10 protein-coding genes are annotated in these 13,583 nt (G+C 74.1%); 6 read left to right on the forward strand and 4 right to left on the reverse strand.

The features are described 5' to 3' along the window. The first annotated feature begins 256 nt into the window (after positions 1-256). Positions 257-1,120 carry a fibro-slime domain-containing protein gene (locus POL72_RS09210; protein ID WP_272094659.1) on the forward strand — a complete coding sequence of 288 codons (864 nt, stop codon included), beginning with the start codon at positions 257-259 and terminating at the stop codon, positions 1,118-1,120. A gap of 99 nt (positions 1,121-1,219) precedes the next feature. Here the strand turns inward: POL72_RS09210 and POL72_RS09215 are convergent, their stop codons facing one another. After that, positions 1,220-3,511: a M20/M25/M40 family metallo-hydrolase gene (locus POL72_RS09215; RefSeq protein WP_272094660.1), complete on the reverse strand. Its 2,292-nt coding sequence runs from the start codon at positions 3,509-3,511 to the stop codon at positions 1,220-1,222. Between the two features lie 15 nt (positions 3,512-3,526). Next, a complete protein-coding gene (locus POL72_RS09220) occupies positions 3,527-5,752 on the reverse strand; it encodes a hypothetical protein (RefSeq protein WP_272094662.1) in 2,226 nt (741 codons plus the stop codon). Between the two features lie 383 nt (positions 5,753-6,135). Between POL72_RS09220 and POL72_RS09225 the strand changes: the two genes are divergently transcribed. After that, on the forward strand, positions 6,136-6,420 hold the full coding sequence (locus tag POL72_RS09225) for a hypothetical protein (protein ID WP_272094663.1): 285 nt from the start codon (positions 6,136-6,138) through the stop codon (positions 6,418-6,420). Between the two features lie 34 nt (positions 6,421-6,454). On the opposite strand, the gene POL72_RS09230 is transcribed toward POL72_RS09225, so the two are convergent. Then, a complete protein-coding gene (locus POL72_RS09230; protein ID WP_272094664.1) occupies positions 6,455-7,546 on the reverse strand; it encodes an SMP-30/gluconolactonase/LRE family protein in 1,092 nt (363 codons plus the stop codon). 138 nt (positions 7,547-7,684) lie between these two features. Continuing rightward, on the reverse strand, positions 7,685-8,869 hold the full coding sequence (gene yedA, locus POL72_RS09235) for a drug/metabolite exporter YedA (RefSeq protein WP_272094665.1): 1,185 nt from the start codon (positions 8,867-8,869) through the stop codon (positions 7,685-7,687). Positions 8,870-9,023: 154 nt separating this feature from the next. Here yedA and POL72_RS09240 point away from each other — a divergent pair, with 154 nt between their 5' ends. From POL72_RS09240 to trxA, 4 genes are all read left to right on the forward strand, one after another. Continuing rightward, the gene (locus tag POL72_RS09240; RefSeq protein ID WP_272094666.1) at positions 9,024-10,484 is read left to right on the forward strand and encodes an aminotransferase-like domain-containing protein; all 1,461 of its coding nucleotides are present in this window, start codon (positions 9,024-9,026) and stop codon (positions 10,482-10,484) included. A gap of 106 nt (positions 10,485-10,590) precedes the next feature. Further along, positions 10,591-12,312: a hypothetical protein gene (locus POL72_RS09245; protein ID WP_272094667.1), complete on the forward strand. Its 1,722-nt coding sequence runs from the start codon at positions 10,591-10,593 to the stop codon at positions 12,310-12,312. A 110-nt stretch (positions 12,313-12,422) separates the two neighbouring features. After that, positions 12,423-12,863 carry an Rrf2 family transcriptional regulator gene (locus tag POL72_RS09250; RefSeq protein ID WP_272094668.1) on the forward strand — a complete coding sequence of 147 codons (441 nt, stop codon included), beginning with the start codon at positions 12,423-12,425 and terminating at the stop codon, positions 12,861-12,863. A gap of 224 nt (positions 12,864-13,087) precedes the next feature. Further along, positions 13,088-13,414: a thioredoxin gene (gene trxA / locus POL72_RS09255; RefSeq protein WP_272094669.1), complete on the forward strand. Its 327-nt coding sequence runs from the start codon at positions 13,088-13,090 to the stop codon at positions 13,412-13,414. Positions 13,415-13,583 lie beyond the last annotated feature (169 nt).

The raw sequence follows: 13,583 nt of genomic DNA on the forward strand, positions 1-13,583 counted from the left end.
TCGGCGCCTCCCCGGCGCTCGGGCGCTGTCGCTCAGCTGCACTTTTCTCCGCTTCGGCCTCGCGCTGCCAGCGTACGGCGGCAATTTTCTGGATCGCACCGCCATTGCGACGAGATAGAATTGCTGTCTCACTTGCGTCCTCGGCGACCGCCGGAAGCGCCGCGCGCCGCGCACGAACGACGCGCAAAACATGCGCAGACCACGCACAACGGACGCGCAGACCACGCGCGATGTCCCCCACAGAAGGAGTCTTCACATGCTTAGGCCGCTACAGTCGAACTGGTGTGCTCCGCTCGCGACAATGCTGGTGCTGGCCGGGGTCGCGTGCGGGGGAAGCTCCGAGGGCTCGGGCGACTCCAGCAACACCTCCGGCGCCGGCGCTGGCGCTGGCGCGGGCACGAGCAGCGGCGACTTCGGGTCCGGCGTGTCGGCGGGCGCGGGCAACGGGAACGGCAGCAGCGGCAGCGGCGACGGGTGCAACGCGAGCCTCACGGGCATCGTGCGCGACTTCCGCGCCTACGACGGCGGCAAGGGGCACCCCGACTTCGAGACGTTCACGGGCCAGGGCCTGAAAGGCATCGTCGAGCGCGAGCTGGGCCCGGATCAGAAGCCCGTCTATGCGCACCCGGGGGGCACCGAGCACACGACCGGGCCAGACGAGTTCAAGCAGTGGTACCGCGACGTCGACGGCGTGAACATGCCGATCCAGTTCACGATCACGCCCGTGGTCGGCGCCGACGGCATTGCCACCTACGAGAACCGGGCCTTCTTCCCGATCGACGAGCAGGGCTTCGGGAACGAAGGGAGGCAGCACAACTACCACTTCACGTTCGAGCTCCACATGACGTTCGTGTACAACGGCGGCGAGGAGTTCAGGTTCTCCGGCGACGACGATCTCTGGGTGTTCATCAACAACCGGCTCGCCATCGATCTGGGCGGCCTCCACGGCCCGCAGGACGACAGGCTCGACCTCGACGCGATGGCGAACGAGCTGGGGATCACGCCCGGGCAGGAGTACGCACTCGACTTCTTCCACGCCGAGCGGCACACGAGCGAGTCGAACTTCACCATCCAGTCGACGCTCGCGTTCACGAACTGCGAGCCCATCTTTGTCGACTGAGCGGCTCCACTGAGCGGCTCCACTGAGCGGCTCGACGGATCCGCTCGACCTATCCTGCGCAGCGAGGGCGGCGGGCCCGCTTCAGCGAGCCCGCCGGTGCTAAGGCCGGAACGACCCGCTGACGAACGTCGAATCGGCGAGGCGGTACGGCACGCCCATGAGCTCGCTGGGCCTCTGCCCGCGAACGAGCTCGCCCGGGAGCTCGTAGGTCTGGTCCATCAGCCGGATCTCGATCGGCCCGGAGTCCTCGACCTCCAGCGACCACTCGATACCTCCCGACGGCAAACCCATGTAGGTGAACCCCCAGCGGACATCCGGCTTCGCGTCGGCCCCGCGCACCGGCTCCTCCACGCCCTGCCCGTCCACCTCGGCGCGGATCACCCGGTTCGGGGACGCCACCTCGGCGAACAGCCAGGGGGCTCCCCGGGATGAGGCGACGCGGAGCCGGAGCGCCCGCACGCCGTCGCGCCGCACATCACCGAGCACCGTGAGCGACGGCGCCGGGAGGGCGAGGGCCGGCGCCTCGGCCTGGCGCGTCACGCGCACGAACGGCACCGCGAACGAGGGCGCCTGCCCGCGATCGTCCGGGAAGTACGCGGCGGTCCACGGGTCGAGGTCGCGGTCGGCCGAGAGCCAGTGGGCCTTCCCGGCGGCGGCGTCGACCGCGTAGGCGAGGCTCGCCGGCCGGGGCCGCGCCTCGGTGAAGCCCGTGGTGGCGCAGGCGACGAGGAGCGCCGCGAGGCCCGGGAGGGCGAACGCGAGCGAGAGCCGCGTCGAGCGGCCGCCGCCGAGCAGCTCGGCGTGCGGCAGGAAGAGCCCGAAGACGAGCGCGACGGCGAGGGCCGGGACCGCCGCCTTCGGCAGGCCCAGCGCGACGAAGAACAGGTACGGGCCGGGCACGGCGAGCGCGACCGCCGGCACCGCGGCCGCGACGAGGATCGCGGCGTCCGCGAGCGTGGGCGGGGCGTCGCCGCGCCGGATCGTCACCGCCGCGAGCCCGAGCAGGGCGAACGCGAGCGGCCAGGCGAAGTAGAAGCTCGCGCCCGGCATGAAGAGGCTCGCCGCGGCGAGGAGCAACAGCCACAGGAGCAGCGCGCCGAGGGCGAGCTCACAGGCGCCGAGGCGCCGCCGGAAGAACCGGTAGCCCGCCGCGCAGGCCGCGAGCGCGGCGAGCGCGAGCGCGAGCCGGTACGCGGGCGCGTTGTACGGCTCGAACGGCATCACCCGGAGGGCCGGGTGCGCGCTGCGGAGGATCCACGCGAGCCCGCCCACGGCCGCGGCGACGCCGAGGAGCAGCGCCAGGAAGGCGAGCAGCCCCGCGGCGATCCGGCCCGGCGAAGCGGCCCGCCGCCGCGCCGCGTGGAGCACCACGCCCGCGAACAGGCAGGTGACCAGCGCGGCGATCGGGAGCGTCCAGCCGATCGGGTGCGAGACGAGGTGGGCGCCCCACGTGTTGAAGTACACAGCATCCCCGCGCCCGGGATCCCGCAGGTCGAGCGCGCCGAAGCGCCGCGCGAGCGAGAGCGCGTAGTCGCCGGCGTGCTGCACGCTCCGGAGGTCGAGGTTGCCCACGGTGTCGGACGGGGCGTGGTAGTGCGCGGCGGCGTCGCTGAAGGCGAAGTTCAGCCCGGGGATCCCGGCCCGCTTGAAGACGCTGAGATCGGTGCTGTGGCCCATGCGCCGCGCGACCTCGGGGAAGAGCGACGACGCCACCGGGTAGGCCGCGGCGCTGGCGAGCTCGCGGACGGGGAAGGCGTCGCCGGGCCCGGTGTCGAACATCGCGACCACGCCGCCGGCCCCGCGGGCGTCGAAGTTGAGCGCGATCCCCACCTCGCCGCGCAGCGGGTGCTCGTCCATGAACGCCTTGCCGCCGAGGACGCCTCCCTCCTCCGCGTCGGTGAACAGGAGCAGCACGTCGTTGCGCAGCGGGGGGACGCTCTTCAGGGCGCGCAGCGCCTCCAGGAGCGCCGCCACCCCGCTGCCGTCGTCGGCGGCGCCCGGGCTGCCGGGCACCGAGTCGTAGTGCGCGACGAGCGCGACCGCCCGGGTGCTGTCCGCGCCCGGCAGCCGCGCCACGATGTTCTCGACGTGCGCCGCGTCGTACGGCAGGCCCCACTGCCGGCTGAGGACCGAGGCGCGCTGGACCTGGGGCTGCACGCCGAGCTTCGAGAGCTCCCCGAGCAAGTAGTCGCGCGCCCGCCGGTGGCCCGCCGAGCCGGTGGGGCGCGGCTCGGCGGCGATCTGCGCGAGGTGCGCCCTGGCCCGCTCGGCCGAGAACACCTCGGGCGGCGCGCTCGCCGGGACGACGTCGGGGGGGCTCAGCTGTGCGATGCGGAGCGCGACCAGGGCGACCAGCGCGAGGGCCGCGGCGAGGCGAGGAGACCACGCCATGGCGATCGGTCGACCTCAGCGCACCGGCGCCGGGGGCTCTCCCTGGGCGAGGTCGTCCTCGGGCCTGCGCGCGAGGCGCGCGGCCGCGCGCCGGTAGAGCGCCATGAGCGGCGCGCGGTGCGCGGCGAGGAGCACCGTCACCCCGGCCAGCCACAGGAGCACGAGCGGCACGAGCGCCGACGAGGTCGTGTAGACGAGCACGGGGCGGAAGGCGCGCTCGCGCGTGACGAGCTCACGGCGCGCTTGAACGGACCGCTCGTAGTCCGGGAGCGACAGCGCGACCGGCGTCACCCCCTCCAGCACCGCGCCGCCAGGGGCGAGCGCGCCTCCGCCCTTGACCAGATCGTCGTCCTTCGCCCTGCGCATGGCGGCGGGCGCCGGCGCCGCCGACTCGCTGTACGCGGAGTTCCAGCGCTCCGCCCTGTAGCTCCTCGCCGAGACGGCGAAGAGCCCGACCAGGAGCGCCAGACCGCCCATGCCCAGCAGCACCACCATCGCGGCGGCGCGGCCACGGCCTCCGAGGAGCCGCCCCGCGAGCCACGCCGCCATGGCCGTCGCGATGCCGACCACGAGCGCCACGAACGTGGCGGGCGCCAGGAACCACAGGCCCGCCATGAGCAGCCCGCCCAGCGCGCGCAGCGCGCGAACGCGCCCGCGGCTCGTCGCCCCGCCGGGGCGCACGGCGATCCACGCGGCCACGAAGCCGATCGCCACCGCGAAGGCGTCGCCCGCGTCCGCGAACCACACGGGGCGGTCGCCGCCGAGCAGCGCGAGCGGCACCACGCGATCGGGCAGCCCGACCGTCAGCGCCACCTCGCTCGCGGTGAGCGGGTAGCTCGGCATCGGCAGCTCCAGGGTCCCTCCGAGCGCGTGCACCGCCGCCTGCGCCAGCGACTGCACCTGGATCGTGTGGCTCCCCGTCTGCAGCGGCACGAGGACCTCCTCCGCGGCCTTGCCCTGGTGCATGATCCGCTGGGCCTTCCCGTCGGTGGCGAGGTAGATCGGCCGCCCGCCCGGCGCGTAGGTCAGGTAATCGATGCCGTTGTTCTCGTAGGTGAGCGCGTCGTCGGCCACGAGGTCTCCGCGCTCGGTCAGGACCAGGGTGCGGCGGTGGTCGCGCACCACCGCGGCGAGGACCTCGACGCCCGAGAGCGGCTCGACCGCGACCTCGACGCGCTGCCCTCGCTGCACGAGCAGGAGCCGCGACGTCGCCTGGGTCCGCGGGATCGGCGACTCGGCGGCGTCGACCTGGCGCGCGTCGCCCTTCACGGTGAGGCGGTGCTCCGCGTCGGACTCGAACAGCCACCACTCGTAGGCGGAGCGCGGATCGGGCGAGAAGGCGCCGACCGTCGGGAGCGTGCCCGAGATCTTCATCTCCGCGGCGCGGCCCGAGGTGGGCAGCACGAGCTCCCCGCCCTCGACCCGGAAGCCGCTCGCGCCCACGACGTCGAGCACCTTCTCCCCGAACGCGAGCGGAAGGCGCACGACGCCCAGGTCGCTGCCCGACCGCATGACGAGCCGGTACTCGAAGCCGATCTCCCGACCGACCCGCACCGCGCGCGACAGCTGAAAGACCGTGGGGCCCGCGCTCTGCGACCCCGCGCCCCCGTCGGGCGTGAAGTGGAGCGTCGCCCCGCGGAGCCCCGAGAGCTGCGCGCCCTCGGCGACGGACCCGCCGGTGATGTCGGCCTCGAACGTGTTGAGCGGACCGGCGACCAGGAGCGTGAGGTCGCCCTCGAGCCACAGGGTGCCCCGGAGCACGAAGCGGCGCGCGGCCGTCCAGAGGTAGTAGTGGTCGTCCTCGAAGCTGATCGGCGCGGCCTCGCGGCGCGACGCGGGGCGTCCATCGTCGAGCGTGGCCTCGATGCGGAGGTGCGCCGGCGGCCCGAAGAGCGGCACGGCCACGGGGCGGTCCGTGAGCACCCCGCCCGAGAGCTCGAACTGGAGCGGCCCCTCGCCCACCGCGCCGGTGATGCGCAGCCGATCGAGCGCGTAACATCGCTCCTCGCATCCCCCCGAGCCGTCGCGCTGATCGACCCAGCGAGAGAGCATCTCCAGCTGTCCAGCCCACGAATCGGGCGGAGGCCCGTGCGCCTGCGCCTGCGCCGCGGCGCCCTTCGCCGCGGGCGCTGATGGCGCCGCGCCCGCGGCAGGCGCCGCCGTCGGCGCGTCAGGCGCCTGCCCCATCGAGAGCGACGGAACGGCGAGCAGCGACAGCACCACGAGAAGCCACAACAGCATGGGTGGCGTGGCCTTGTTCCAGCGCGCGAGCGACATAGGGTGACTCCCTTCCTAGACCTGCCGAGCGAACGCGATGGCCGCCGCAGCGTCCTCATCAAACAACCTAGGGAAAAACGACGGCAACAAAATCGACATGAGGCCTTGACAGTTAACGCGTCGCGTCGCAGTGTCGTGGCGTCGCGATTGTGCCTCCGACAAAGCCACAAGGTGGCTCTGTTCGCGGGCACGGCCGTGCGGCGGGGCTCCCCTCGCTCCAGTGCACATCGCGTCTTGCGAGCCCGCGAGAGCGGGCGACGCGCGGGGCACGGGGGTCAACGCTTGATTCATCATTTCTGTGCGCCCGCGGTCGTCGCGGGGGGACATACCGAAGTGGGAGGCAGACCATGAGTGAGACCCAGAGCATCACGGAGCCGAAGGCCGAGAACAGCGTGAACGGGAGCGCCGGGCACGCGCAGGCGTTGGACGCCAGCGCCGGGGCGCCGGCGGTCAAGCCGCCGTTCGTCGAGACGCTGCGCGAGCTGGGCACCTCCTGGGCAGGGGTGGCCATCGGTTACGGGCGGATCGCGCTCGAGGGCGCCGCGCGCGCCCTCGAGCGGTCGGCGGGGAAGCTCGGCGAGCTTCAAGAGAAGCTCAAGAAGGGCGAAGTGGCCGCGGAAGGCGCCCGCTGAGCCTCCCCTCCAGCGCGCTGCCGAGGAGCGTCCATCACGGCGCTTCTGGCGGCGCGGGGACCGGCGCGCCGGCGATGCCGACGGCAACAGCATAGATCGAGCCGGCTGCGCCTCCGACGTAAAGGGTCCTCGCATCGAACCCCGGGCCCGCTCCGAACTGCGCATTGGCCACCCCGGTCGGGAAGCGCGCCAGGAGCTCGGCCTCCCCCAGGGCGGCGCCGCCCGCGTCGAGCCTCACCCGATAGAGCGTCCGGTTCTCGGTATCGACCGTGTAGAGGTGACCACACGTATCGAGAACGAGCCCGTCGAGCACGGACGAGGCGACCGTCGCCACGAGCGACGGAGGTTCGCCAGGGTTGTTCAGGTCGATCCTGCGGATCTCGCCGGCAGAGGAGTTGGTGTAGAAAACCGCCCGTCGCGCCGGGTCGAAGGCGATTCCGTTCGGCTCGCTCACCTCGGGGGCGCCGCTCGCGATCTCGTCGATCGTGGCATCGGGGTTGAGGCGGATCACCCGATCGCCCGCGAGGTCGGTCGCCCAGACGTTGCCCTGCGCGTCCGGAGCGAGGCCGTTCGGGTCCGTGAGGCCTGTCACGTAGTCGTCGACCCTTCCGGTCGCCGAGATCTGGACGACGGCGCCCCGGGCCGGCAGCGCCGCCACGAGGGTCCCGTCGGGCCGGTATCGGAGCCCGGGCACGGGGCCCTGGGGGCCCGGCAGTGACGCGAAGTTCGAGGTCCTGCCCGTGGCGTCGAAGCGAACGAGGTTCGACCCCTGCTTGGCGACGAGGTAGCCCCGGCCGTCGAACGCGAAGTCCTCGCTGCCGCTGAACACGGCCGTGACCAGCGCCGGCTCGAAGGGGCCGGGCGCGAGCGCCGCGCACTCGCCGCTCGGCCCCGCGCCCGCGCCCGCGCCGACCGCCGCCCCGCCGCCTTCGCCGGCGCCCACCGCCGCGCCGCCGCCCTCCCCGGTGCTCGTGGCCGCGCCGCCGCCTTCGCCGCCGCCTGCGCTCGCGCCCGACGTCGCGCTCGCCCCGTTGCTCGACGCAGCGCCGACGTGGCCGCCGCTGCACGCCGACGGCGCCCCGGACAGGAGCAGCGCCCAGCCGAGCAGCCGGTACCCTCGCTTCATCTACCTCGCCTCCTCGCTGCGCACACTACACGCCGCCCCCCGCATTGCCTACGGTCGACGGCGCGCGCGCAAGGCGCGAAGGCGGCCGGCGCGACGCGCCGTCGGAGCGGGGCGGGGTGGTCCGCGAGCGCAGCGCGCCTAGCGCCGCGAGACGATGACGACGCCGGCGCCGACGATGGCCGCGGCGGCCCAGGTCGTCGCGGAGGCCCGCTCGCCGCCGAGCAGGACGCCGAGCGCGATGGCGACGATCGGGTTCACGTACGCGTAGCTCGTCGCGATCGCCGGGCGCGTGCTCCGGAGCAGGTACGTGTACGCGCTGAGGGCCACGATCGATCCGAACACCGCCAGATAGGCGAGCGCGAGGAGCGACCGCGACGAGGGCGCCGCCGCGAGGTGCTCACCCGAGAGCGCGCTCACCCCGAGCATCACCGCGCCGCCCGCGAGCATCTCCGCCGCGACAGCCATCGGCCCTTCCGGGAGCGGCAGCGAGCGGCTGTACAGCGAGCCGAGCGCCCACGACACGGGGGCCAGCAAGATGAGCAGGGCCCCGGCGTGCGCCGCGCGCAGATCGCCGCCGAGGTGGAGCAGCGCCGCGCCCGCGAACCCGACGAGGAGCCCGATCCACTCGCGCCGGGAGACCTCCGGGGCGCCGGCGGCCGCGCCGCCGGCGGCGCCCCGGCCTCGCGCGGTGGCGAAGAGCGCCAGCCAGAGCGGCATCGTGGACACCACGACCGCGGCGACGCCCGAGCTCACCCACTGCTGCGAGACGACGACGAGCCCGTTGCCGAAGACGAGCAGCAGCACCCCGACCCGCGCCGCCGCGCCCCACTGCCGCAGCGTCGGGCGAGGGGCGCCGCGCAGCCGGAGCACGCCGTACAGCAGCGCGCCCGCCGTCATGAAGCGCGTCCCGGCCAGCAAGAACGGCGGCAGCGTCTCGAGCGCGACCGAGACCGCCAGGTACGTCGAGCCCCAGATCACGTACAGCGCGAGGAGCGAGAGCAGCACCAGCCAGCTCCCCCGCGCCCTCGCCAGCGCCGCGCGCGCCGTCTTCGCTGCTTCGCCCCTCGCCACCGCGATCTGCGCCGGCTCGAGCGCCTCCACCACGAGGAGCCCGCGCCCCTCGCCTCCATAGCTGGCGCCGGCCTCCAGCACCACGTCCTCCGGCTCCCCCTCGCGGGTGATCCAGACCGCGCCGGCTGTACAGCTCAGGCGCAGCGGGCCGCCCCGCAGGCGGTGCGTCCACAGGCCCCCCTTCCCCAGATCGATCCGCGACGCCTCCAGGAGGCGCGATGGCGGCTCCGAAACAAGTGAGGTCAATTTCATGGCCTGAAGGGTGGGGTCAAGCGAGCGACCGGTACAGAGGCAGTCGGTCGGTAATTGAGGCCGGTACAGTTTTCGGAACAGGCGACTGTGCTGGTCCTCACGCCTGGCAGCTGTACCGGTACCGCAGCGCCCGCCCGGCTGTACACTTCGTCTTGTGCAGGTGCAGGCGCCCATCGAAGCGGAAGCGGATGACGAGGCCCACCTCTACGACCGCGTGGCCGCGCACATCGCGGATCTGATCGCGCGCGGCACGCTGCGGCCGGGCGACCGGATCCCGTCGGTGCGGCGGCTCAGCCGGCAGCAGGGGGTCAGCGTCGCGACGGTGCTGCAGGCGTACATGCAGCTCGAGAACCGCGGGCTCATCGAGGCGCGCCCGCAGTCGGGGCACTACGTCCGCGCCCGCCGGGGCACGGCGCTGCCCGAGCCCCGGGCCGCGCGCGCCTGCACGACCGCCACGCGGGTCAGCGTGAAGAGCCTCGTCTCCAAGGTCTACCGGGCGTGTCGGGACCCGCACATCGTCCCGTTCGGCGCGGCGTGCCCGAGCCCGGAGCTCCTGCCGACCGACAAGCTGAACCGGATCCTCAGCGCGATCGCGCGGAGCGCGGGCGGCGCCGGCGTCTCGTACGATCCGCCGCCCGGCTTGCCGGCGCTGCGGCGGCAGATCGCCCGGCGCTCGGTCGAGTGGGGCGTCGTGCTCTCCCCCGACGACATCGTGACGACGGTCGGCGCCATGGAGGCGCTCCACCTCTGCCTGCGCGCGGTCGCCCGCCGGGGCGACACGGTCGCGCTGGAGTCGCCGGCGTACTACGGGCTCCTCCAGCTCATCGAGAGCCTCGGCATCAAGGCGCTCGAGGTCCCCTCGCACCCCCGCACCGGCATGGACCTCGACGTCCTCGAGGAGATGCTGGCCCGCCACCGCATCAAGGCGTGCCTCGCGATCCCGAACTTCAACAACCCCCTCGGCAGCGCCATGCCCGACGAGGCGAAGGAGCGCCTCGTCGCGATGCTCGCGCGCCGCGAGGTGCCGCTCATCGAGGACGACATCTACGGCGACCTGCACTTCGGCGACGTCCGCCCCCGCCCCGCCAAGGCGTTCGACAAGAAGGGGCTCGTGATGCTCTGCTCGTCGTTCACGAAGACGGTGGCGCCGGGCTACCGGGTCGGCTGGACGGCGCCCGGCCGCTTCCTCGACGAGGTCGAGCAGCTCAAGTTCGCGCAGAGCGTGGCGACCGCGACGCTGCCGCAGATGGCCATCGCCGAGTTCCTCGAGATCGGCGGGTACGATCACCACCTGCGGACGCTCCGGCGCCGCCTGGCCGCCCAGGTCGCGCGCATGAGCGAGGCGATCGCCGAGCACTTCCCGCCCGGCACCCGCATCTCGCGCCCCGCCGGCGGCTTCGTGCTCTGGGTCGAGCTGCCCCCCGGCACGAGCGCGCTCGACGTGAACGAGCGCGCGCTCGAGCACGGCATCAGCGTCGCGCCGGGGCCGATCTTCTCGGCCAAGCACCGTTTCTCGAACTACATCCGGGTGAACTGCGGCTATCCGTTCACGGAGCTCAGCGAGCACGCGGTCCGGACGCTCGGACGGATCTGCGCCGAGGCCGCCGAGGGATGACGCGGTGGACGGCCGCGGCCGCGGCCGGCGCGCCCTGGATGCCGTACCCGCGCTGAAGTAGAACCTTCTCTCTCGATCGAGCGCCCGCCCCGACGAGCCCACGCCCTTGCGCCCCCGACATCCCGCGTCCCTTCCTTCGCCCGCGCCCCCGCCGACGCCCGCCCGCGCCGCCTGGGCGCTCGCGGCCTCGCTCGCTGTCCTGCCCGCGTGCCGCGCCGGGGCGAGCGCCTCCCACGGCGCGCCGGCGCCGGAGACGCTCCGCGCGCTGCCCGATCGAATCGACGGCAGCACCCTCCTCGGCGCGGACGCGCAGCGCGCAGCGCAGGCGGGCGCGAGCGCGCTCCGGGTGATCGGCGCGGACATGGCGTCCGACGGCGATCGGCTCGGCGCCTTCGTCGAGGTGCCCGCCGGCGAGTGCATGCTCGCGATGGCGCGGGTCTCGCCCACGATCAGCGACGTCGACCTGTTCGCCTTCGAGGACGACGGCAGCGCCTTCTCCACCGACGAGGCCGCCGACGCGCGCGCCTCCATCCTCGTCTGCCCGCCGCACCCGCGGAGGCTCTACATCATGGCGCGCGTGATGTCGGGCGCCGGGGCGGTGAGCGTCGGCGTGCAGAGCGTCCCGGTCAAGGCGGCCGACGCGGTCGCCCGCGCCGTGGGCGCGCGCGGCAGGTCCGGCGACGAGAGCGGGCGCCTCGAGTCGTGGCCCGGCCTGGAGGCGAAGATCAGGGCGCGCCGCGCCGCCGTCGGCGCGCGCTGGGACGACGTCCGGCGCGTCGCGCTGCCCGTCGGCTCCAGGACCGCGAGCCGGATCGGGGCCACCCTCGACGGCGGCCGCTGCCTCGACGTGCTCGTCTCCCCGAGCGACGAGGTCGCCTCGCTCGAGGTGGTCGCGGAGGACGAGACCGGCAGGGTCGTCGCGCGCGCGCGCGAGCGGGGCCAGGATCGCTCGCTGCTCCTCTGCTCTGCGGTCTCCGTCGAGCTCTCGATCGCGATCCGCTCGCGCGGCACGCAGGGCCTCGTGGCCGTGGTCGTGGGCCGCTCGCAGCCGGGCGCCGAGGCGGAGATCTCCGGCGCCACGCCGATCGAGCGCGTGACCGAGGGCCGCGACCTCGCCGAGGCGCGGGCGGACCACGGCCGCGCGCTCGCCGGCCGGGGCTACGGCGCGCCGCGCGTGTCGACCGGGGCCGCGCGGCTCGGCAGCCGGACGACGCTGCCGATCGAGCTGCCGGCCGGCTGCGCCCGGATCGACGTGCTGGCCGGCAAGCCGCTCGCCGACGTGCTCGCGGAGCTCTGGAGCGAGGGCCACGCCCTCCTCGGCCGCGCCCGGGGCGGCGCCCGGGCAACGCTCTTCACCTGCGGGCGCGGCGGCCCCGCCCGCGTCGACGTCGAGTCGATGGCGCAGCCCGGCCCGTTCGCCGTGGAGGTCCGCAAGGAGCCCGAGGCCCCGCCGGCGCTCGTCGCCCATCCGCTCGCCGCCGCGAGGCTGCTCGGGCGCATGAGCGCCGCCGGCCCCGCCGACGCCGCGGGGGCGGCCGGCGCGCAGGCGGTGGCGCTCGACGCCGCGCGCCTCAAGATCCTCCCGCTCGCGATCCCGGCCAACACGTGCGCCGAGGTGATCGCGGCGCTCGACGCCGACGGCGCGGGCGTCGATCTGCGGCTCGTCGACACCTCGACGGGGGAGAGCTCGCTCGCCAGGGCGCGGCACGTCGTGTCCGACAGCCGCTGCGCCGGCCCGGCGGCCATCCCCGCGTCGATCGAGCTGCGCCTCGCGGACGGCAAGGGAGACGCCCTCGTGCTGATCCGCACCTCGCCCAGGTCGCGCTGAACGAGCCGGCGCCGAGGCGCGAGCGCGCGAACGCGCGAACGCTCGACCGCCCGCCGCGCCTTGACAGCGGAGCCCCCGGAGCCCTCAGATAGCGGCCGAGGGGCCGTTCGATGTCCTCGGGTCGCTTCGCCATCGCCACGCACGCCCTCGCGCTGCTCGCCCAGTCCGACGAGAGCTGCGCGAGCGACGCGCTGTCGGCGAGCATCAACACGAACCCGGCCTTCCTGCGACGCATCCTCGCGCGGCTGTCGCAGGCCGGGCTCATCGAGGCGCGGGAGGGCCGCTCGGGCGGCTATCGCCTGGCGAGGCCGGCGAAGAAGATCCGGCTGAGCGAGGTGTACGCCGCCGTCGAGCCGGAAGGCGCCATCGCGCCGAGCCCGTGCGAGCCGAACGCGAGGTGCCCGATCGGGTCGGGGATCCAGCGGGCGTTCGATGAGGTCGCGGAGGCGGCCAACGCAGGGCTGCTGCGCGGCCTCGCGCAGAAGACCGTCGCGGACATCGCGCTCCGGGCGCAGCACCTCGGCCGCCCAGCGTCGGTCAAGGCCGGCTGATCTCTCGGGCGCCTGGCCGCGCGGCGACGCCGCGCCCGACCCCCTGCCGCGGACGCACGCGACGGCGCCACGCCTGCGGGCGGCCAAGCCTCGCCCCTGGCAGAAACTGAAACCGTGCATATAACAGTTGGAGCGAGCGTGGCTGTCGAGGATCGGGCCGGCATCGCGCCGGCGCATCGCAGCCAGGTCCCGCTCAATCCAGAGAAGACCGAAAGGACAGCGCCATGGGCAGCAGCAGCAATGTCATCGAAGTCAACGACCAGAATTTCGCTCAGGAGGTCCTGCAGACGGACACGCCGGTGCTCGTGGACTTCTCGGCATCGTGGTGCGCCCCCTGCAAGCGGCTCGCGCCGATCGTCGACGAGATCGCTGCCGAGACGGCGGGCCAGGTCAAGGTGGTCAAGCTCGACGTCGACCAGTCGCCCGCGGCCGCGCAGCGCTTCGGCATCCGCGGTCTGCCGACGGTCGTCGCCTTCCAGAAGGGCGAGCCCGTCGGGCGCCACATCGGCCTCACGAACAAGAAGACGCTGCTCGCGCTCCTCGGACGTTGAGCACGCTGAGCGCGCCGAGCACATCGAGCGCATGAGCCTCGACCGGCGATCGCCCGCGCGGTGACGCGCCCCACATCGCGCCCCCCGCGCGACGGAGACGCCACCACAACTCGCGCCAGGACCGCCGAACGCCCGACATCGACCTTCATTTCGCGAGCGGCCCCCGCCT

This window comes from Sorangium aterium (assembly GCF_028368935.1).
GTDB classification, from domain to species: Bacteria; Myxococcota_A; Polyangia; order Polyangiales; family Polyangiaceae; genus Sorangium; species Sorangium atrum.